At 59.0% G+C, this 21611-nt stretch carries 17 protein-coding genes; 7 read left to right on the top strand and 10 right to left on the bottom strand.

Annotated features, from left to right (window positions below):
• Positions 1–25 precede the first annotated feature (25 nt).
• The 9 genes from ntrC to ABI660_RS14120 all read right to left on the bottom strand — a co-directional run bounded on the left by ntrC (position 26) and on the right by ABI660_RS14120 (position 9980).
• Positions 26–1564, bottom strand: a complete 1539-nt coding sequence (gene ntrC, locus ABI660_RS14160) for a nitrogen regulation protein NR(I) (protein WP_348069077.1) — start codon at positions 1562–1564, stop codon at positions 26–28.
• 53 nt (positions 1565–1617) lie between these two features.
• The gene (glnL, locus tag ABI660_RS14155) at positions 1618–2709 is read right to left on the bottom strand and encodes a nitrogen regulation protein NR(II) (RefSeq protein ID WP_348069075.1); all 1092 of its coding nucleotides are present in this window, start codon (positions 2707–2709) and stop codon (positions 1618–1620) included.
• A 35-nt stretch (positions 2710–2744) separates the two neighbouring features.
• Complete coding sequence (locus ABI660_RS14150; RefSeq protein ID WP_348069073.1) at positions 2745–3263, bottom strand: hypothetical protein; 519 nt, start codon at positions 3261–3263, stop codon at positions 2745–2747.
• 148 nt (positions 3264–3411) lie between these two features.
• The gene (gene glnA / locus ABI660_RS14145) at positions 3412–4827 is read right to left on the bottom strand and encodes a type I glutamate--ammonia ligase (protein WP_348069071.1); all 1416 of its coding nucleotides are present in this window, start codon (positions 4825–4827) and stop codon (positions 3412–3414) included.
• A 235-nt stretch (positions 4828–5062) separates the two neighbouring features.
• A complete protein-coding gene (locus tag ABI660_RS14140) occupies positions 5063–5989 on the bottom strand; it encodes a molybdopterin-binding protein (RefSeq protein ID WP_348069069.1) in 927 nt (308 codons plus the stop codon).
• Positions 5990–6003: 14 nt separating this feature from the next.
• Positions 6004–6930, bottom strand: coding sequence for an EI24 domain-containing protein (locus ABI660_RS14135; RefSeq protein WP_348069067.1), 927 nt, complete (start codon positions 6928–6930; stop codon positions 6004–6006).
• Positions 6931–7067: 137 nt separating this feature from the next.
• On the bottom strand, positions 7068–8036 hold the full coding sequence (locus ABI660_RS14130; RefSeq protein WP_348069066.1) for a sterol desaturase family protein: 969 nt from the start codon (positions 8034–8036) through the stop codon (positions 7068–7070).
• A gap of 5 nt (positions 8037–8041) precedes the next feature.
• Positions 8042–8857, bottom strand: coding sequence for a polysaccharide deacetylase family protein (locus ABI660_RS14125; protein ID WP_348069065.1), 816 nt, complete (start codon positions 8855–8857; stop codon positions 8042–8044).
• A gap of 127 nt (positions 8858–8984) precedes the next feature.
• Positions 8985–9980, bottom strand: a complete 996-nt coding sequence (locus ABI660_RS14120) for a beta-propeller fold lactonase family protein (protein ID WP_348069063.1) — start codon at positions 9978–9980, stop codon at positions 8985–8987.
• Positions 9981–10077: 97 nt separating this feature from the next.
• Between ABI660_RS14120 and ABI660_RS14115 the strand changes: the two genes are divergently transcribed.
• Positions 10078–10857, top strand: coding sequence for an alpha/beta hydrolase (locus ABI660_RS14115; RefSeq protein ID WP_348069061.1), 780 nt, complete (start codon positions 10078–10080; stop codon positions 10855–10857).
• Positions 10858–10941: 84 nt separating this feature from the next.
• On the opposite strand, the gene ABI660_RS14110 is transcribed toward ABI660_RS14115, so the two are convergent.
• Positions 10942–11670, bottom strand: a complete 729-nt coding sequence (locus tag ABI660_RS14110) for a 16S rRNA pseudouridine(516) synthase (protein WP_348069059.1) — start codon at positions 11668–11670, stop codon at positions 10942–10944.
• A 515-nt stretch (positions 11671–12185) separates the two neighbouring features.
• Between ABI660_RS14110 and ABI660_RS14105 the strand changes: the two genes are divergently transcribed.
• The 6 genes from ABI660_RS14105 to ABI660_RS14080 all read left to right on the top strand — a co-directional run bounded on the left by ABI660_RS14105 (position 12186) and on the right by ABI660_RS14080 (position 19436).
• Complete coding sequence (locus tag ABI660_RS14105) at positions 12186–13460, top strand: extracellular solute-binding protein (protein ID WP_348069057.1); 1275 nt, start codon at positions 12186–12188, stop codon at positions 13458–13460.
• A gap of 38 nt (positions 13461–13498) precedes the next feature.
• Positions 13499–14359, top strand: a complete 861-nt coding sequence (locus ABI660_RS14100) for a sugar ABC transporter permease (RefSeq protein ID WP_348069055.1) — start codon at positions 13499–13501, stop codon at positions 14357–14359.
• A 67-nt stretch (positions 14360–14426) separates the two neighbouring features.
• The gene (locus ABI660_RS14095) at positions 14427–15230 is read left to right on the top strand and encodes a carbohydrate ABC transporter permease (protein ID WP_348069111.1); all 804 of its coding nucleotides are present in this window, start codon (positions 14427–14429) and stop codon (positions 15228–15230) included.
• A 28-nt stretch (positions 15231–15258) separates the two neighbouring features.
• The gene (gene ugpC, locus ABI660_RS14090; protein ID WP_348069053.1) at positions 15259–16311 is read left to right on the top strand and encodes a sn-glycerol-3-phosphate ABC transporter ATP-binding protein UgpC; all 1053 of its coding nucleotides are present in this window, start codon (positions 15259–15261) and stop codon (positions 16309–16311) included.
• A gap of 21 nt (positions 16312–16332) precedes the next feature.
• Entirely contained in the window at positions 16333–17970 is a 1638-nt protein-coding gene (locus ABI660_RS14085) for a glycoside hydrolase family 43 protein (RefSeq protein ID WP_348069051.1), read from the top strand.
• Positions 17971–18152: 182 nt separating this feature from the next.
• Positions 18153–19436 (top strand): phospholipase D-like domain-containing protein, encoded by a 1284-nt coding sequence (locus ABI660_RS14080; RefSeq protein WP_348069049.1) that lies wholly within the window; start codon positions 18153–18155, stop codon positions 19434–19436.
• Positions 19437–21611: the final 2175 nt, after the last annotated feature.

Genomic DNA, 21611 nt, shown 5'->3' with positions numbered 1-21611 from the left:
GAAGCGAGCGACCGTGGGGGCTCAATCACTCCAGATGAAGCTCCTGAATCTTGCGTGTGATGGTGTTGCGGCCAATGCCAAGCTTCTGCGCGGCTTCGATGCGTCGGCCCCGCGTGTTGAGCAGCGCTGTCTGGATCAGCTTGGACTCGAAACGCCGAGTCAGCACATCCCACACGTCGCTGCGCCCGGTCGCCAGCAAGGCCATGGCCTCGGCTTCGAGTCCGCTTTCCCAACTGCTGCCGTTGAGCTGCGGGCCGGGAGCGTCTGCGGGCATGGGTATGGCATGCATGGGATCTGCGACCACGGCCTTGGGGAACTCCGCAGGCAGGGGCTGGGGCTGGGGGCGCAAAGGCGCGTTGCCGCCCTCAACCAATACCGGCACCCTGCCCGGCTCGGGCACGGCACCCAATACCTCGGGTGGCAAATCTTTGGGTTCGATGACCAGGGCCGGCGCCATCACGGTCAGCCAATGGCAAATGTTCTCGAGCTGGCGCACGTTGCCGGGAAAGCTGAAGGTACTGAGCTGCTGCAATGCGGCGTCGGAAATGCGCTTGGGCTCCACGCCCAATTGCTTGGCACTCTGCTGCAGGAAGTGGCGCGTGAGCATGAACACGTCCTCGCGCCGCTCGCGCAGCGCAGGCAGGCGCAGGCGGATCACATTGAGGCGGTGGAACAGGTCTTCTCGGAAACCCCCTTCCTTGACGCGCTGCTCCAGGTCCTGATGCGTCGCGGCGATAACGCGCACATTGGTCTTGACGGCGTTGTGGCCGCCGACGCGGTAAAAGTTGCCGTCGCTCAGCACGCGCAGCAGACGCGTCTGGAGGTCAAAGGGCATGTCGCCGATTTCGTCGAGGAACAATGTGCCGCCGTCGGCCTGCTCGAAGCGGCCACGGCGCATGGTCTGCGCGCCGGTGAAGGCACCGCGCTCGTGGCCAAACAGCTCGGACTCGAGCAGGTCTTTCGGAATGGCAGCAGTGTTGATGGCCACAAAAGGCCCGTTGGCACGCGGTGAATGTTTGTGCAGCGCACGCGCCACCAGTTCCTTGCCCGAGCCGGACTCGCCGGTGATCATCACCGTCACCATGCTCTGGCTCAGCCGGCCGATGGCCCGGAAGACGTCCTGCATGGCCGGCGCCTGGCCTAACATCTCGGGCGTGTCCGCCATGCGCTCTTCGGCCACTTCCTCGCGCTGGCTTTCTTCAACAGCGCGGCGTATCAGTTCTACCGCCTTGGGCAGATCGAAAGGTTTGGGCAAGTATTCGAAGGCGCCCCCCTGAAAGGCTGACACGGCACTGTCCAGGTCGGAGAAGGCCGTCATGATGATGACCGGCAAGCCAGGCAGCTTTTCCTTGACCTTCTCAAGCAGGTCCAGTCCGGAGCCACCGGGCATGCGGATATCGCTGACAAGAACCTGCGGGCCGTCTTCTTCGGTGGCACTGTCGAGCGCACTGAGGACTTCACGCGGGTTGGTGAAACTGCGGGTAGGCAGGCCTTCGCGCAGCAAGGCTTTTTCCAGCACAAACCGGATGGACTGGTCATCATCAACAATCCAGATCGGTTTCATGTATGCGGTCCCTTCGGTATTACCGGTTATCTGTCAATGCAAAACGACCGATTTCAAGGCAGAGGTATCAGCAGCTTGAAATCCGTGCGGCCGGGGACGCTGTCGCACTCAATCAAGCCGTGGTGTTGCTGAACAAAGGTTTGCGCCAATGTCAGCCCCAGTCCGGAACCGCCTTCGCGCCCCGAGATCAGGGGATAGAAGATTCGGTCCTTGATGGAGTCCGGAACGCCCGGTCCATTGTCGATAACATGCAATTCCAATGCCAAGCGATAACGCTGCTTGCCAAAAGTTACCTGCCGGGCAATCCTGGTCCTGAAAATGATCTGCCCGTCACCACCGGCAATGCGCTCGGCAAGCGCCTGCGCGGCGTTGTGCGTGATGTTGAGCACCGCCTGAATCAGTTGCTCGCGGTCGCCACGAAAATCGGGAATCGAAATATCGTAGTCACGCAGCACACGCAAGCCGCGCGGAAACTCCGCCAGGATCAGTGAACGAACACGTTCACAGACTTCGTGAATATTCACATCGCCCACCAGGTGCGGCCGGCGGTGCGGTGCCAGCAGGCGATCCACCAGCGACTGCAGGCGGTCGGCCTCATGGATGATGACCTGGGTGTACTCGGTCAGCTCCTTGGATTCGATCTCCATCTGCAGCAGCTGCGCCGCGCCGCGGATGCCGCCCAACGGATTCTTGATCTCGTGCGCCAGGTTGCGAATCAGCTCCTTGTTGGCCTGGGCCTGGTCGATCAGGCGCTCCTCCCTGTCCTGCTTGGCCTGCTGCTCCAGCGGCAGCAATTCCACAATTGCTTCGCCCGGTGTGTCGGTTTGCGCCACCACCACATGCACGGGCATGGGCTCCCGGTTCAGCGGCTTGAGCCAGGCGTCGTAACGCAAGGCCGCGAACTCGTTGCTGCCCGCACCTTCCAGCGCGTTGTGCAGGATGGCCGGTTCCGTAAAACAGTCGGGAAGCTGGGAGCCTTCAATAGTCCGGCGCGAGGTGCCCAGCGCATCTTCGAGCGCCGCGTTGGCAAACACCACCACGCCGTTGGTGCGCACCACAGCCACCAGCGTGGCCAGCAGGTCAAATGATTGGAAACGAAGGGATGCCGGAACGAGAGCGGCAGCGAAGAGATTGGGCTTTTTCAAGCACCCTATTTTGACGCAGATCAGCCGGAATGGGCTTATTGCTGGGCGGTGTTTCCGGGCAAGCGGGCAATTTCGCGCTTCAGGCCGGCGACATCGCTTTCATGGCGGGCGATGCTTTCCTTCATTTCAGCGACACGGTCCAGATAACGCTGGTAATTGCGCCCTTCAATGCCCTGCTTCTCCGGCTCGCCGTTGTTGTACTCTTTTTGCTGCTCGGCGAGCCTGAGTTCGGCTTTCCTGAGTTCAGTTTCCAGAATGGCCCGTGTGTCGCTGTCGCGGGCTCGCTGCGCTTCATTGCTGGCGCCCGGCGATGCCTGGGCTGCTGTGGCGACGCGCACTGACGGCCGGCTCACCGGTGTGCCTTGCACCACGGTGACATTGCCGCCTTCAATCTGCTTGCAGCCACGCGCTTGGGCATCTTTGGCGTTATTGATGTATTCGGGCGTCTTGCCCTCTTTGCCGGCACAACGGTAGATTCGCTCCTGTGCAAAAGCACTGGAAACGCTGCTGGCGAAAAAAACGACTGAAATTGAAAGAAGTACTGTAGGTTTCATACGTAACCCCAAGTGCCTGTTAGGGCAAGGACGGTCTATCAGTATCCTGCAAAGGCGTCAAAACGCAAAATCTGCCGGTCGATAACCATGCTGCTCAACGAAAAAGGACGGCTTGCGCCGTCCTTTTTTGACCACAGACTGTAAAAATTTACAGTGAGTAGTACATATCGAACTCGATCGGGTGCGTAGCCTGACGCAGGCGCGTCACTTCACCCATTTTCAGCTCGATGTAGGCGTCAATCATGCTGTCGGAGAACACACCGCCCTTGGTCAGGAAGCTGCGGCCCACATCCAGTGCGTCCAGAGCCTGGTCGAGGCTGTGGCAGACGGTTGGAATTTTTGCATCTTCCTCAGGCGGCAGATGGTACAGGTCCTTGGTGGCGGCTTCGCCGGGATGGATCTTGTTTTCCACGCCATCCAGACCGGCCATCATCAGGGCCGAGAAGCCGAGGTAGGGGTTCATCAGTGGATCGGGGAAACGCGCCTCGATACGACGGCCCTTCGGGTTCGCGACGTAAGGAATGCGGATCGAAGCCGAACGGTTTTTCGCCGAGTAAGCCAGCTTGACCGGTGCCTCGTAGCCAGGAACCAGGCGCTTGTAGCTGTTGGTGCCGGGGTTGGTGATGGCGTTCAGGGCACGGGCGTGCTTGATGATGCCACCGACGTAGTACAGGGCGAAATCAGACAGACCTGCATAACCGTCGCCGGCGAACAGGTTCTTGCCGTCTTTCCAGATCGACTGGTGCACGTGCATGCCAGAGCCGTTGTCGCCAACGATGGGCTTGGGCATGAAGGTGGCGGTTTTGCCGTAGGCGTTAGCCACGTTCTGCACCACGTATTTGAGGATCTGCGTCCAGTCAGCGCGCTGCACCAGCGTGCTGAACTTGGTACCGATTTCATTCTGGCCGGCGCCGGCCACTTCATGGTGGAACACTTCAACCGGAATGCCCAGGGATTCGAGGATCAGGGACATCTCGGCGCGCATGTCCTGTGTGCTGTCCACCGGGGGCACCGGGAAGTAGCCGCCCTTGACAGTCGGACGGTGGCCGCGGTTGCCGCCTTCGAGTTTTTTGCCAGAGTTCCAGGGCGCTTCGTACTCTTCGATCTTGAAGAAGGTGCCCGACATGTCGGTGTTCCAGCGCACGTCGTCGAAGATGAAAAATTCTGGCTCCGGACCGAAATACGCGGTGTCGCCCAGGCCGGACGATTTGAGGTACGCTTCGGCGCGCTGCGCGATGGAACGCGGGTCGCGGTCGTAGGCCTTGCCGTCGCTGGGCTCCAGCACATCGCAGCTCATGAAGATGGTGGTTTCTTCGTAGAAGGGGTCGATGTTGGCTGTCTTTGGATCAGGCATGAGCAGCATGTCGGACGCTTCGATGCCCTTCCAGCCGGCCACGGAAGAACCGTCGAATGCGTGGCCCGCGGTGAATTTTTCTTCGTCAAAGTGGGACACCGGCACGGTCACGTGCTGCTCTTTGCCCCGGGTGTCGGTAAAACGGAAGTCAACAAACTTGACTTCGTTTTCCTTGACCATTTTCATGACGTCTGCGACGGTCTTTGCCATCAGAATCTCCTGTTGCTGGATGGTGGTTAAAAAATTGTTTCAGCATGGCTGGATGCACTTTTTGTGCCAAACGGCCTTTCGGGGTGTTTGCCGGTGTTTTGCAGCCAAGCCTTCGATTGTGCCGCTATCCGGGGCCGGATTTCGCGCTGAGCTGTCCGTAAAACCCGAAAAGAAGTTGGAAAATAAAAGCACCATGCAGGTGCATCAATTCAAAGCACAACATTGGTGCATTCTTTCAGCGCACTAATTCGGGGCCAAGTTTGGCATTAAAAGTGTGCAAGCCCGCGAGCAAGGCGGGGTAGGCTGCATTGACTGCTTCCGGTGCGCCTTTGACACCCAGTTCGATGTGCCGGCCGTAATCTGGGTGATCCACGCTGGGCAGGCTGAAGACCTTGACGCCGCTGTGGCGGGCTTCGATGTCCAGCATCAGCGGTGTCAGCGCAGCTTCCATGGAGCCCATCACGATCACCGATTTTTCGCTGTAGGCCAATTTTTGGTGCAGCCCGGCATAGTGCGTATCCAGCACCCATTCGATCATCGGCCAGGCCATGACGGGAAACCCCGGCAAGAAGTGGACGCCCCCACGGTTCCCCACTGCGTGTGGGTCGCTGCCCCCCGAGGGGGCCGCTGCGCCTGCGGCCGGGCGGAGCCCGTTCCGCGGCCCCTGCTGGGTTGAAGAGACGCCATGCGCGACAAAGCAGCTGAAGCCGGGAATCTTGTTGTAGGGGTTGGGAATGATGTCCGCGCCCGCTGGAAACATGCCCATGTTGAGGCGGTGGATGTTGTCGTGGCGGTCCGGCTCGTAGGGCACGCCCTGCTCTTTCGCGATGTCCTGCATGCGCTCGCGGATCAGGCGCTCGGCCTCGGGGTGCAGCGCCAGGTCCCCACCCAGCGCAGCTGCGGCGCATTGGCGCGTGTGGTCGTCCGGCGTGGCTCCAATGCCGCCGCAGGAAAAAACCACATCGCCCGACCTGCGCGCGGCAGCGAAGGCACGCGCCAGCGTGGCGGTGATGCGCTCCGGATCGTCGCCCACGTAGTCGGCATAACCGAGCTGCAAGCCGCGCGCCGCGAGCAACTCGATTACCTTGGGCAAGTGCTTGTCGGCGCGTTTTCCGGAAAGGATTTCGTCGCCAATGATGATGATGCCGAAGTGGGGGGGCATGGGAACTCTCGCGGTCACAACAGGGAATCGGGCTGGCTGCCCGGCACGCCCAGCCGCGGCGCAGGTCCGGCTGTTGTTTCAGGCGGCAACTGATCTGCTATTGTTTCAATAGCGTCCTGCGCAAGTGGATCAAAGGCCAGAGCATTATTCTGCTTGCGAAGCTGCTCCAGTGCGGCCAAGCAGTAATGGGCAAACCAGAGCGAAGAAAAGGCAAACACCAAGGTGTAGATCCAAATGGCAACGGGCACCAGGATAGGCGCCATGGCGATAAACATCGCACCGGAGGCCCAGATCAGACTGGGCGCTGCGCCCAGGTAGCCGCTGAGCACGCCGATGCCGAGCAAACTCGCGCGGTGGCGGCGGAAAATCTCGCGCCGCTCTTCGGCGCTGGCGTGGTCAACAAGCGCGTCGTAGGACATCACACGGTAGGTCAGCCAGCCCCAGATCAGCGGCGGCAGAATCAATATCAACGGCGGGATCAGCCAAAGCGGAATCGACACGATCAGCGCAATCGCGGCCAGCAATGTCGAGCTGAGCGACCAGAACAGGCTGGCCAACAGGGAGCCGCCCTTTTTGCGCTGGAGCAGCGGAAAGCGGCGCTCGGCCACCAGCGCCACCATGGCAGGCGTCATCAGCATGGCCACGAACAACAGGGACACAATCACGATCACTGGAATGGCCAGGAACAACAGCAGCGCGGGTGCCAGCACTACCCGCAGGTTGCCCAGTCCCAGGCCTTCGAGCCAGCGCGCCATGGTGTTCAGCAGCTCGTAACTTTCCAGACCGGAGCGCACGGCCGAGAGTGCGTCCTCCCAGAAGAAATAGCCGAGGCCAAGCGACAGGGCCACCATGATGGCCAGCGGCAGCACTGACAGGGCGATCACCCGCGGATGCAGACAGTACATCACCGCACGCCAGAAGGAATCTAGAAGCTTGCTCATGAAGGAAGTGTAGCCCCCACTGTCGCTCACTGCGTGTAGCTTCCTGCCCCCCCCCCGGGGGGGCCGCTGCGCCTGCGGCCCGGCGAAGCCGGTTCCGCGGCCCCCGCTTGAATGGGATGGTGAATAGCCGGGGTGTTTCAGGCCTTGCCGACCAGTCGTTTCAGCCCTTGCCACTGCTGCGACCAGAAGCCGCGGCCATAGTCACGTGACTGTTCCACTTGGTCACGGATGCCGGTGGGATCGTAGCGCTGCTCGAAATTGGCCGTGCCAAAAAGCACGTCCCACCAGGGCAGCAGTACACCGAAGTTGCGGCCCTTGGCCGGGTTCGTTCCGGCCGGCTCATGGCCGACGCCGACGCTGTGATGCAGGCGGTGAAAACGCGGGCTGACCCACAGGCGCTCCCCCACTTGCCCGAACCACAGCCGCAGGTTGGCATGCTGGACACTTTCGCTGAGCTGGGTCAGGGCCACGATCACAATGAACTGGCCCGGCGCCACGCCGATCAACTGGGCGGCGAGGACAAGCAGGCTGTCCACCAGGATATCGTCGAGCAGGTGGTTGCGGTTGTCGCTCCACATGGTCATCTGGCGCTGTGCATGGTGCAGCGAATGCAGCCGCCACCAGAGTCCCCACCGGTGCTGGCCCCGGTGAATCCAGTAACCCAGGAAGTCAAACACCACCAGGTAGATCAGGAAACTGGCCAGGGCGCCGTCAGTCGCACCGGGCCAGAGCTGGTCCAGGTGGAAAGTGCCATAACCGGCGGTGCGCAGGGTGCCGAAGCCTTCGTCAAACAATGGCTCCAGCGTGAAAAACAGCGCAATGCGGAACACACCGAGTCGGTGAATCAGGGTGTAAAGCATGTCGGTTCGCACGGTGGCACGGTCGAGCACCGGTTCCACCGGCCGCCAGCGCTGCAGCGGCCCGACAACAGCCAGCAGCAGGAGGATCTGCATGACGCCGACCAGGAACCAGGCCGTGGCCTCATACCCGTCTTCCATCAGGTTGCCCATGCCCAGGGCAAACAGGGCCGGCTGCACAACGGTCTCGAACAGTGCCTGCTGGAGCAGCGAAAACCCGTTGCCGGCGGAAGCGATCAACCCGTCCATGGACACTATTTTGCAGGGGCGCCGGTGGCCGGCTGCGCGGCGTCAATCCAGGCCTTGTACCGCGGATGCTCGCGCAGCGTTTCAAAACAGAACCCGCGCGCCTTCAACCCGACGATCAGCGGCTCCAGCACCGCTGGCGCCCAGGGGTCCTGGCGCGACCAGATGCCCAGGTGAGCGAGCAGGATGTCGCCGGACTGGATTTCCTTGAGTGCTTTATTCAGGAGAACCTCGTTCGGGTAACGGTCGCTGGGCAACTCGTCGCCCAGAAAACCGGCGGGCGACCAGCCGACATGTTCATAGCCACAGGCCTTGGCTACTGCCAGGAGCTTGGGAGACGTCTTGCCACCCGGTGCGCGGAACAGCGGCAGGGGCTTCTTGCCGGTGAAGTCCTGCAGGCGTTCCGCGGCGGAGGCGATTTGCTGGCAATACTTTTGGGCGTCCCAGGTGAACTCGCGGTTCGCCAGAGCACCGGCCGACGGGCGTATGCGAAAGCGCGGCTCGATACCGCGCAAGTCACCGCGCCAGTAAGCGTGGTCATAGGTGTGCGAAGCAAACTCATGGCCTTCGGCTGCACGGGCTTTCCACCAAGGCGCCCAGTCGCTGCCCAAGCTGCCGTTGCCGGTTTTGGTGCGCTCATTGGCCGCAAAAAAAGTCACCTTCACCTGCTGCCGCTTCAGCACCTCGGCGATCAGCGGCGCAACCTCCATGTGGCCGGTATCCAGCGTCAGGTAAACCGGTTTCCCGGGTTTGCCTTGAGTATCAAAACAGCCCTCAGCCCATACCGTTTGTGCGCCAACAGCTATCAAAACGGTAGCAATCATCAGGGTCACAAGCCGCGTCGAACCTCCCCAATTCAAGCCGGGGCCGCGGGCCCGGCTTTGCCGGCCCGCAGGCGCAGCGGCCCCCTCGGGGGGCAGGGCGCTACACGAAGTGAGCAACCGTGGGGGCTCACTGCCTAGGCGCATGATCCAGTATCCAGACACCATGGGGACTCTTTCCAACATTGACCTGGCGCACCACCTTGCGGCTTGCCATGTCGATCACGGTAAGTTTGCGCGCCCAGCGCGAAGTCACATAGATGAATTTTCCATCACGCGAAACATCCATGCAGTCAGGCCCGCCAGGAGCGGGGTAATTATCAACCACGGCAAACGTCTGCAAATCAATCTTGCTGATGCTGTTGGCCACCCGGTTGCTGACCAGCACATGGCGGCCGTCGCCCAGCGCTCGAAAGGCATGTGCACCAGCGCCGGTCTTGATGACACGGGCGCGTTGAGCTTGTTTGCCGCTGACGTCAAACACCTCAACCGAGTCGCTCCCGGTCAGGCCGACCAGCAGAAACCGGTCATCGGCCGTGCCGAAGATGTCGGCCGGCGTCAGACCGGTCGGTGTGCGCCATTTGATGGTCTGGCTCGCCAGATCGATGGCCACCAGTTCATCGCTGTCCTGCATGGAGGCATACACCGTGGTGCTTTTGCTGTCTATCCACAAATGGCTGGGTGTTTTGCCGGTGGGCACGCGGGTAACCAGCGTGAGGTCCAAGCCGTTCCACCGGTAAATGTCGATGTGATTCAGGCGGTTGGCCGCGGTGACAAACCACTTCATATCCGGCGAAAAGCGCAAGTGGTAGGGATCAATGATGCCGCGGACAACGCGCTGGACCTCGGCGGTCTGGGGGTTGATGAAAGTCAGGGTGTCGGACAGCGCATTGGCCACAATCACCGACTTCTCATCGGGCGTGAGGTAGAGGTGGTGCGGCTGCTTGCCGGTGGCTATGCGCCGCGTTTCGGTCCAGTCCACGGGGTTGATGACGCTGACGCTGTCGCTGAGCGAATTGAGGACAAACAGCGGCGCTGGGGGTGCTGGTTGAGCCCGGGCTGGCACAAGGGCAGCACCCAGGCAAAGGCAAAGGGCGGCGCCAAACAAACGAAGTGGGACATTCACAAAAACGGGCTTTCTGCAGTCAACCCGTGAGTTTACCGGTTGAGCAATGATCAACGCGCCAGGGTGCCGGCGCGCTTACATCCCTTACGATGGCCAGATGAATTTTGTAGAGATAGCCGGTGTGCGCCTTGAAATCCAGGCGATTGGCGAGCCGACGGGCCTGGCGTCCATCGTTTTCCTGCATGAAGGCCTGGGCTCGGTCAGCCTGTGGACGCAACACGGCCGCAGCTGGCCCGAGGCGGTTTGCCACGCCACCGGCCGCGCCGGGCTGGTCTATTCGCGGCGCGGTTACGGCCAGTCGGATGCCACGCCCGACGTACGCGGCACCGGCCGCCTGGCGCCGGACTACATGCACAAGGAGGCCTGGGAAGTGCTGCCGGCCCTGCTGGCTGTCCAGGGCATGGCAAAGCCCGTCTTGCTGGGCCATTCCGATGGCGCCAGCATTGCCCTGCTCCATGCCAGCCGGCACCCGGTGACAGCTTCCATCGTGATGGCACCGCATCTGATGGTCGAAGACATGGCGGTCCAGGCGATTGCCGAAGCAACCGTGGCCTTCGAGTCGGGCGGCCTGCGCGAGCGCCTGGCCCGCCACCATGCCGACGTAAATAGTGCCTTCTGGCAATGGAACGACATCTGGCTGTCGCCGGCTTTTCGCAGCTTTGACCTCCGGCCCGACTGCCGCCGGATCAGCACGCCGCTGTTGGCGATTCAGGGCATCAACGATGAATACGGCACCATGGCCCAGCTTGACGAGCTGGCACTGGCCGCACCGCACACCCGGCAGCTCAGGCTGGTTGACTGCGGGCATTCCCCGCAACGCGACCAGCCGGACAGGACACTGGAAGCAGTAGCTGGTTTCCTGCGCCCCCTGGCTTGATGTCGAATGCTATCGATTCAATAGCATTCAGCGTTCTGTGGATAAGGGATCAAAGCACTTTTTACCCCTTAAATCCGCGAAAACTCAAGCTGAAATACGGGCCAGATCCTGCACCGTCAGCCAACGCCACTGCCCGGGTTTCAGGTCGGCCGGCAGCTCCAGCGACCCGATGCGCGCGCGGTGCAAGCCGCCGACATCTTCCACCCGATTGCCCACCGCGGCAATCATGCGCTTGACCTGGTGGTACTTGCCCTCAGTGAGGGTCAGGCTCAGCTGGTGCTCACCGGTTTTCTCGCAAGCTGCCGCGCGCACCGGCTTCGGGTCATCGTCCAGCACCACGCCAGCGAGCAGCTTGCTCACCTGCTTGTCATCCACCGGGTGTTTGGCTGTCACTTCATACACCTTGGGCACATGGTGCTTGGGCGAGCTCATGCGGTGAATGAATTTGCCGTCGTCGGACAAAAGCAACAAACCGGTCGTGTCTTGATCCAACCTGCCAACCGCCTGCACACCTGCAGCCGCGCCACCTCCGCGTTGACGTATCGGGGCCGGAAGTAAGGTGTAAATACTGGGATAGGTACTCGGCTTTTGGGAGCACTCGTAGCCCGCCGGCTTGTGCAGCATTAAGTAGGCGCTGGCCTGATATTCCCAGGGGATGCCCTGAACGGTATATTGCAAATCTTCTGCTATAAATTCCATAGCAGGATCATCAATCGTATCGCCGGCTACAGCCACTAAACCTTGCTGAATCAGCCCGGCACATACCCGCCGGGTACCGAAGCCTTGAGAAAAAAGAATGTCTTGCAATTGCATTGCGAGTTCACTTATGACTTACTGATCATTTTTGAAAATTTCTGCACTTATTACTAATCAAAGTTGGCAAAATCCACCATTTTCTAGCAAGAAAATAGTTATAAAGTTCTACCGCGGGCCATGGATGCTTGCCAATAGTGCGATGACTCCGGGTTTTGAGTGGTTATGGTTAGCTAGCCGCCATTGTCGGCGCTGACATAGGTACAGGGCCACCTTATGGCAACTCCGTCACATGCGGGGTGTACTGCACCCCTATCGTCTGCACACGGATGGCAAAGTAATCGGTTGTGTGGGCGCCCTGTCCACAAGGACTTTAGGCTAGCAACCGCCAATTCAAACGCAGCCTGCTTTCCCAGTGTCAGATTCCTTACTGGGCGATTATTTCCGAATCGCTCCCCTCAGGCGCCGAGCTACCTGCCATTTTCTGGGTGAACGGAAGGGCGAGTGTTATCCCTGATGTCACGCCGAAAGGCATATGGCATATTTAGTTCGATCAAACAACTAATGGAGACACCGTGAAAATCATCAAGCTCGTCTCATCGACAGCCCTCGTGATCGCTGCGGGATTGGCGTCCTTTGCGGCAATAGCCGCCGACGTCAACGTGCGTCTCATGCACGTTGACCAGAACCCGGATATCCGCGCTTTCTACAGCGACGTGGCACAACGCTTCGAGTCCACTCACCCGGGGGTGAAGGTAGAAATCCTGTACCTTGAAAACGAGGCCTACAAGAAGAAACTGACCACTCTGCTGCAGTCATCCGACCGCCCCAATATCCTGTACAGCTGGGGTGGCGGGGTAATGCGCGAGCAGGTCAAGGCAGGCGTACTAGAAGACATCACCGCACCGATGAATGCAGGTGGCTGGAAAGATCGCTTCTTGCCCGCTGGTGTCCAGGCCTACACAATTGACAACAAGATCTACGGCGTCCCGTTCCAGCTGTCGCAGGTCGGGTTTTTCTATAACAAAGACTTATTCGCTAAAGCAGGCGTGGACGCGCAAGGCATCAAGACATGGGATGACCTGCTTGCCGCAGTCAAGAAACTCCAGGTAGCCGGTATCACACCGATCGTCGCTGGCGGCGGCGACAAGTGGCCACTGCATTTCTACTGGTCGCACCTGGCCATTCGCATCGGGGGCAAACCCGCATTTGACGCCGCGTTACGCGGCGAAGGCAAGGGCTTTGCTGGCGAGACGTTCGTGCGTGCTGGCGAGCTATTCAAGCAACTGGCCGACCTTAAGCCCTTCCAACCGGGCTTTCTGGGCACCACCTTTCCACAGTCGTCGGGCCAGTTCGGAGACGGCAAGGGTGCGATGGTGCTGATGCTCAACGGCCTGCTCGGCTCTATGAAGGCGAACTCTGCGGACAAAATCGGTATCCCTGATGAAAAGCTGGGATGGATGCCTTTCCCAACCGTCGCTGGTGGCAAGGGCGACCCGACAGACACTCTCGGCGGGCTTAACGGCTGGATCGTGACAAAGGGGTCCCCCAAGGAAGCCGTGGAATTCCTGCGCTTCTTCTCCGAAGTACAAAACCAGCGGGTTGCTGCGGAAAAGAGCCTGTACCTGCCAGCGATCAAAGGTAGCAATGACGCCATCAAGCGCCCCTTGCTGCGCCAGATGGTCGAGAACGTGGGCAATGCCAAGTACCACCAGGTCTATTACGACCAAATGTTGGGGGCTTCGGTGGGCGCCGTCGTGAATGATGTTTCCGCAGATCTGGCCGCGGGCCGCATGACGCCCACCGAGGCCGCCGCCGCTGTCCAGCAGGCGTGGAAGCTGGCCAACTGATGCGTGGCTGGGCCCGGTTTCGCGGGCCAAGCTCCCGGTTGGGCGCAAGCACGGCCGTTCCGCTATTGTTTCTGCCGCCAGCGCTACTACTGTTCACCCTTTTTGTCGCTCTCCCTATGGGCGAAGCGGCGTGGTACAGCTTCTTCAATTGGAACGGATACGGGGCACCGACCCAATTCGTTGGATGGCGCAACTTCAAGATCCTCTTCGAGACGCCGGCTTTCCATACTGCGCTCAAGAACAACCTGCTGGTGATTGTCGTGTCGTTGGCCGTCCAATTGCCGCTGGCGCTTGGAATGGCACTGCTCCTTGCAGACCGGCTTCGCGGCACCACCAGCTTCCGGCTAATTTTCTTTCTTCCATATATCCTGGCGGAGATCGCTGCCGGCCTTATCTGGCGCTTCGTCTACGACGGTGAGTATGGGTTTTTGGCCAAAATATGGAATGCATTTGGCGCCACGGCCCCCTATGTGCTGGCGGAGCCGGATATGGCCATGTACGCGATCCTGGTCGTGGTCGTGTGGAAGTACTTCGGGTTTCACATGATCCTTTATATTGCCGGCCTGCAGCAGATCAGCCCCAGTTTGTACGAGGCCGCGCGCATAGACGGAGCCAGCAGCTGGCAGACATTCAGGCGCATTACCTTACCGCTTCTAGGCTCGACCATCCGCCTATCGGTGTTCTTCTCCATCATTGGTTCCATCCAGCTCTTCGACATCATCATGCCGCTGACCAAAGGCGGGCCTTCGGACAGCACTCAAACGATGGTCACATTTCTCTATAGCTATGGCGTGACGCGAATGCAGATTGGCTTTGGCAGCGCGGTAGGTGTGGTGCTGTTTCTTATTTGCGTGGTGTTCGCGTTCGGCTACAAGCGCGTCCTGATGCGCGATGATTAAGTCGGCCTCTCTCCGTCCGGCGCCCCTCGCAACGGCAGGTAGAGTTGCACCCGGCGGCCTTCCCGTGATGCTTCGTTATGCGATCCTTCTCGTGGTGGCTGGCCTGGTTCTGGTTCCGCTCGTTGCCACGGCCTTGGGAGGCTTCAAATCGCTGGGCTATCTGCGAATCAATCCTTTTGGGCTGCCGCGCGAATGGGAGTGGCAAAACTATTGGGACATCCTTGCTGGGGGCCGCTACTGGCGCCTGATGTTGAACTCGGTAATCATCGCCGTGCTAACGGTGGTATTGACGGTCAGTGTGTCGGCCATGGCGGCCTTCACCTTCGTCCATGTACGTTTTTTTGGCTCGGCATTCCTCTTCAATTACCTGCTGCTTGGCCTGATGTTTCCCGCAGCCACTGCTATCTTGCCCCTGTTTATCAAGATTCGTGACCTCGGCCTGCTAGACACCTATTGGGGGGTGGTGCTACCGCAAGTGGCATTTGGGGTGGCAACAAGCGTTCTGTTATTTCGCAACTACTTCAAGCAATTGCCAGGGGAGCTCTTCGAGGCCGCATTGATCGATGGCTGCGGCTATTTCAAGTTCTTCTGGTACATCATGCTTCCGCTGTCTCGGCCTATCCTGGCAACGGTTTCAGTGATCGTCTTCGTGCACAGCTGGAATGCTTATTTGCTGCCGCTGGTGGTCTTCAATAGGGAATCCAGCTATCCATGGCCCCTTGGCATCATGGCCTACCAGGGCGAATTTTCCACGGATTGGAACCTGGTGTTGGCGTTCATCACGCTGACTATCTTGCCGGCCATCATCATGTTCTTCGCAGCTCAAAAACACATCGTTGCCGGATTGACCGCGGGCTCGGTCAAGGGATGAGGCTGGCACGGCACAAAGGAGTAGCGCATTGGCTTCCGTCATTATTCAGGGTGTTGAAAAGAACTTCGGGACCGAGCGGATTATTCGCGGTGTGGACATCGCCATCGAGGATGGTGAATTCGTGATTCTGGTGGGACCGTCCGGCTGCGGGAAATCAACCCTGCTGCGGATGATCGCCGGACTGGAAGACATCACGGCCGGCGAAATTCGCATTGATGGCCGTGTCGTAAACGAGCTTGCACCTTCCGAGCGCGACATCGCCATGGTGTTTCAGAATTACGCGCTGTACCCGCATATGACCGTGGCTCAAAACATGTCGTTCTCCCTTGAGATGAAAGGAACGCCAAAGTCCGAGATCGAGCAGAAGGTGGAGCGGGCAGCAGAAATCCTGGGGCTCAAGCCCTTGCTAGCGCGTTACCCCAAAGAGTTGTCGGGAGGCCAGCGACAGCGCGTGGCAATGGGTCGCGCCATCGTGCGCGACCCGAAAGTTTTCCTATTCGACGAGCCGCTGTCCAACCTCGACGCCAAGCTCAGAGTCCAGATGCGAAGCGAGATCAAAGCGCTGCACCAGCGGCTGCGAACCACCATGGTTTATGTCACGCACGATCAGGTCGAGGCTATGACCATGGCTGACCGCATCGTGGTGCTAAACGACGGCCTGGTGGAACAGATCGGCGCGCCTCTAGAACTGTTCGACCGGCCTGCCAATCGTTTCGTGGCGGAGTTCATCGGAAGCCCCGCAATGAATATGCTCCAAGGCTCACTGCAGGCCGATGGGTTTCACGCCGAAGGTGGCCTAATGTTGCCTATCGACAGACTTACGTCCACCGTAGGGCAGCCAGCCATCTACGGCATCCGTCCCGAGCACTTCAGACTCACCGACGCGGGTCTGCCAGCGCTTGTCAAGGTGGTGGAACCGACGGGATCGGAAACGCAAGTCATTGCCGAATGGGGCGGCCAGCCTATCACCGTCCTGTTCAGGGAGCGCATCAAGGCGCGTCCGGGCGAGATTCTTAACATAGCGCCGATCACCGAACGCGCTCATCTGTTCGACGCCGCAAGTGGCTTGCGGCTTTCCTGATTGCAGTACATGTCAAGCAGCATGATTCAAAACCCCATCCTCAAGGGCTTCAATCCTGATCCCTCCATCCTCCGGGTGGATGACGACTATTACATTGCGACCTCTACTTTCGAGTGGTTCCCTGGCGTCCAAATACACCATTCCCGTGACCTTATGCATTGGAAACTGATTGCTAGGCCCCTGACGCGGCCAAGTCAGCTCAACATGCTGGGCGATCCTGACTCGTGCGGTATCTGGGCGCCGTGCCTGTCCTTCGCCGACGGGCTGTTTTATCTGATCTACACCGACGTCAAGCGTTATGGTCAGACCTCTGCTGCAGGCGCCGCGGCGGGCGCTTCAATGCGGGACTACCACAACTTCATGGTGACCGCGCCCTCAATCCATGGCGAATGGTCCGATCCCATCTACCTCAATAGCAGCGGTTTCGATCCGTCGCTATTTCATGACAGCGATGGCCGCAAGTACCTGGTAAACCAGCTGTGGGACCATCGGCCGGGCAAGAACCGGTTTGCCGGCATCGTGCTTCAGGAGTATTCCGGAGCTGAGCACAAACTGATTGGCGAGCGCGTGAATATCTTCAAAGGCACGCCCCTCGGCCTAACCGAAGCGCCCCATTTATACAAACGCAATGGCTATTACTATCTGATCACAGCCGAGGGCGGAACTGGCTGGGGTCACGCCGTGACGATGGCACGCTCGCGCCAACTCCACGGCCCGTATGAGCTCCATCCGGACGTCTACATTCTCAGCTCCAGAGATCGGCCCGATGCACTGTTGCAGCGCGCGGGCCACGCCGATCTGGTGGAAACGCAAGATGGACAGACTTACATGGCCTACTTGTGTGGCCGACCCTTGTCTAACCGCGGCGCCTGCACTTTAGGACGAGAAACCGCCATCCAACCGATGATCTGGGGGGACGATGGGTGGCTACGGGTGGACGGACCGGCAGGACTCGCGCAACTCCAGGCGCGCGCTCCCAACTTACCGCCCCATCCTTTTGAGGCCGCGCCAGACCGCCAAGAGTTCAACCAGCCCCAACTGCCCATCGATTTCCAATGGCTTCGCTCGCCTTGGCCGCAGGAGCTATTCAGCCTGACTGCCCGGCCCGGTCATCTGCGCCTGTTCGGCCGTGAGTCGATCGGTAGCTTGTTTCGACAGTCGCTCGTGGCCAGGCGCCAACAAGCCCACTGCTACAGCGCGGTAACGCGCATCGAATTCGAGCCTCACCATTTCCAGCAGCAGGCTGGGCTAATCTGCTACTACAACGGAAGTAAATTTCACTACCTTTACCTGTCTCATGACGAAGTGTTGGGCAAGCACGTGCGCGTAATGTCCAGCCTTCCGAATCACATGTCCGGCGATGCGTTCAGCGAGCCCATTGCAATTTCATCGAGTAAGCCGATGGAATTGCGGGTGGAGGTAGACATGGAGCGGCTCTATTTCGCATTTCGAGCCGTTGGGGACCCCTGGCAATGGATTGCCCACCATTTCGATGCAAGCATCCTTTCTGACGAGGTCAGCGCGCCAGGTCGACCCAACTTCACAGGTGCGTTTGTGGGGATGGCCTGCCAGGATATGTCCGGTAGCGGCCTGCCTGCCGACTTTGACTATTTTGAGTACCGCGAAAGAGCCTACATGGCCGACCCTCGCGCGGACTGAATGGAAAACCTTTCTATATAAGGTCGGCGCAAACACACCGCGTGCCAAAACCCTGGGGAAAGAATCTCTTGCAGTTGCATGGTTGCCATGGGCTTATTTGTCGCCTCAGCCGCGGCGCGCTTTGACGAAAAAACGGGCTGGCGGCCTACTTTCTGGGCACCTTTCCGTTCAGACAATACGCCATGCATTTACGCAACCGACCCTTCCTGCTCGCGGGCCTGGCTTTCTTTTTTGGCCTGGCTGCCGCCCTCCTCGCGCTCAATTTCACTGCCGGCGAGAAAAAAATCGAGCAACAGCTACCGCGTCTTTATGGCAGCGCCGACCCTCAGTTCATGCGCGCAATGGGCGGGCTGTTGGGGCCGGGCATCAGCGCTGGCAACAAGGTCACGGAATTGCTCAACGGCGATCAGATCTTCCCGTCCATGCTGCAGGCGATTCACCGCGCCAGCCGCAGCATCACTTTCGAGACCTATATTTACTGGTCGGGCGACATAGGCAAGCAGTTTGCAGACGCCCTGTCAGAACGTGCAAGGGCCGGCGTCAAGGTCCTGGTTCTGCTGGATTGGGTGGGAAGCTCGAAAATAGACGAGTCCTTTTTGCAGGAAATGGAAGCGGCGGGCGTGCAGATCCGAAAATTCCACAAACCACACTGGTACAACCTCGCGCGCATGAATAACCGGACGCATCGCAAGCTGCTTGTCGCGGACGGCAAGGTGGGCTTCACCGGCGGCGTGGGCATTGCGCCCAACTGGACGGGGTCGGCGCAGGATGCCGACCATTGGCGGGACTCCCATTTTCGCGTCGAGGGCCCGGTGGTGGCGCAGATGCAGGCCACTTTTCTGGACAACTGGCTTAAAGTGACTGGCGAGGTCAAACACGGGGAAGACTATTTTCCCCCGCTACAGGTTGCAGGAAGCAGTGGAGCACAAATGTTCTCGAGCTCCCCGTCCAGCGGTAGCGAAAGCATGCAGCTGATGTATCACCTGGCCATCACGGCGGCAGACCAGAGCATTGACCTGTCCATGGCTTATTTTGTCCCCGACGACCTCAGCAGGAAACTCCTGCTGGACGCACTCGGGCGCGGCGTGCGCCTGCGGCTGATTGCCCCCGGCAAAATCACCGACACCGAAACCGTTCGAGCGGCTTCCCGCAGTACCTGGGGGCCCCTTCTGGCAGCAGGGGCCGAGATCTACGAATACCAACCCACCATGTATCACTGCAAGGTGATGATTGTCGACAGGCGAATGGTTTCGGTAGGCTCCACCAATTTCGACAATCGCTCTTTCAGACTGAACGACGAAGCCAACCTGAACATCTACGACGCCACTTTTGCGGCACGCCAGACCGTGGTGTTTGAGCAGGACCTGGCGCGCGCGCATCGTGTCAGCCTTGAAGAGTGGCAAAACCGGCCGCTCCGGGAAAAACTGAGGGAGCGTCTCACGCAACTGCTTCATACGCAACTGTGAGCTGCCTGGAGTTTCGGCATCGTCACTGACGGCGATGAGAAAATGAAAAAGCCCGGCCTGTGAGGGCCGGGCTTTGATTGAATGGTGGGCTGGGGTCTACTGAATGATCGCCCAAAAGGCGCATAGATTATAGCGTTTTCAAATTTTTTAGCAATTCGTTCCCCGCTTTGTTCCCCGGTTTCCCACTGGCTACGGAAACCGGATTTCAATCACAAGCAACGCTAAAACCACTCTAGATTTGAACATGCCTAGCACGCACTAGAACAGCGTCTGACACCAATTTTTAGCAGCGAAATAGCGTGCCCGGCTAGATGAAAAATGCGCTTTTTGCAGTTAAAAGCGAATCTGCGCTTGAGCGCGTTAGGCCAGCAGTTTCACCGTCAAAAAAGCGCTAGAACCCCACCAAAACCTCCTTTTTTCTGGATTTATGTAGTACTTTAGCACTCTTTAGTGTAAAATAAAGCTGTTGGGATTGCTATCCCCGGCCGAATCGTACGCAGCTATGCAGATGCCGCGATAGGCAAATAGCAGCGCCGACATGCTTCGGGGCCCATTCGCGGCCCCTTTCACAACCCCCTCGCCCCCCTTGCTTAGCAGCGCGCAAACGCTGCCGGCGCAGCAATGCGCTTTCGCAAACACGCATCGATAACTCAATCGTGATCGGAATATCAATGAACGCTAGATATAGAACGCCGAAATTCACACCAGGCCAGGTAGTTGCGACGCCGGCAGCACTACAACTAATGACACGAACAGCCACCTCCGCCGTCTCGCTTTTGGGGCGCCATTTGCATGGGGACTGGGGTGACGTGTGCGCAGAAGACGCGAAAGCAAATGAGTTGGCTTTGACGCAACATTCGCGAATCATCTCCTCCTACACACTCCCGTTAACGCCAAGCGAACGATCTGACAAGTCCTTGATCGGGAAAATTTGGATCATTACCGAAGCCGACCGCAGCGTTACAACGTACTTGTTGCCCAGCGAGTATTGAATGGGCAACACCACCAAAACTCTTACTCGAGCATCAAGTCGATCAACATCGAGTAGGGTAAAAAACTATGTCGCCAGCTCACTCTCAGTGAATACGGCAAAGGCATACGCCGGTGATCTTGCAAATTTTAAAGCCTGGGGCGGAGTAATTCCCACAACCCCAAAGTTGCTCGCACGCTATATCGCTTATGGGGCAGCATCCCTAAAGCCAAGCACCCTTACGCGGCAACTTGCCGCCATTGCTCATGCCCACAATGCAAAAGGACTTCACTCCCCCACTTCCTCACCTCTGGTGAAAAGTACCCTCCGGGGCATACGACGCACACACGGTTGCCGGCAAAAACAAGCACTGCCCATCACACCCGCAATGGTGCATCGCTTGGTCAAAGCCGACCCGCACTACTCGCAACTTCAGAATGCACGCGACCGAGCGCTTCTCTTGCTTGGCTTCGCCGGCGGCTTCCGCCGATCTGAGCTATGCGCGCTTCAGTTAGGTGACGTCTCCTTCGAACGGCGTGGGGCCGTAGTCCAGCTCAGAGGAAGTAAGACGGACCAATTTGCAAAGGGTAGAAACGTGGCGATCCCCTACTCCGTAACTTCCCATTGCCCTGTCGAAGCACTGAAGCGTTGGATAAAGCTTCTCCGACTGCAACTGAAAACTATTGGCATTGATGGGTCCGCGGATGAATTCCCGCTCTTCTCAGGCATCGACAAATATGGCCACCTCCGCCGCGGCCTAAATGCAGCTTCCGTCGGAAGCATTTTGCTACGCAGAATGCGCACTTGCGGCCTCGAAACGGCAGGCTACTCGTCCCACAGTCTAAGGGCCGGCCTAGTCACAAGTGCAGCTAAAGCAGGGGTACCGATTTGGGCAATCCGGCGACAAACCGGCCACCGCTCTGATCTCACGGTACAGAGCTATATCCGCAATCTCAAACCCTTCGACAGCAATGCCGCTACCGGCTTGCTCTAGCAACACACATACATGCCTGAGGCAAAAAATGACTAAATCACGGCGATTTCAAATAGCTCCCTATTGGCGCAACCATCCTGGGAAGTTCCCACCCTCCGCACAAACCGATAAATGGGCAGAGGTCGCAGCACTTAACTGGGGCATCCTTGAAGCACCTTGTTGATTGCCGAGCAAATTTGACCCCTTTGAGTTGAGATTTTTCATCCAAATT

It is taken from the genome of Polaromonas sp. (assembly GCF_039930745.1).
Taxonomy (GTDB): domain Bacteria; phylum Pseudomonadota; class Gammaproteobacteria; order Burkholderiales; family Burkholderiaceae_C; genus Polaromonas.
Note: the sequence above shows the minus strand (reverse complement) of the source record. Positions and strands in the feature narration are given on the sequence as shown.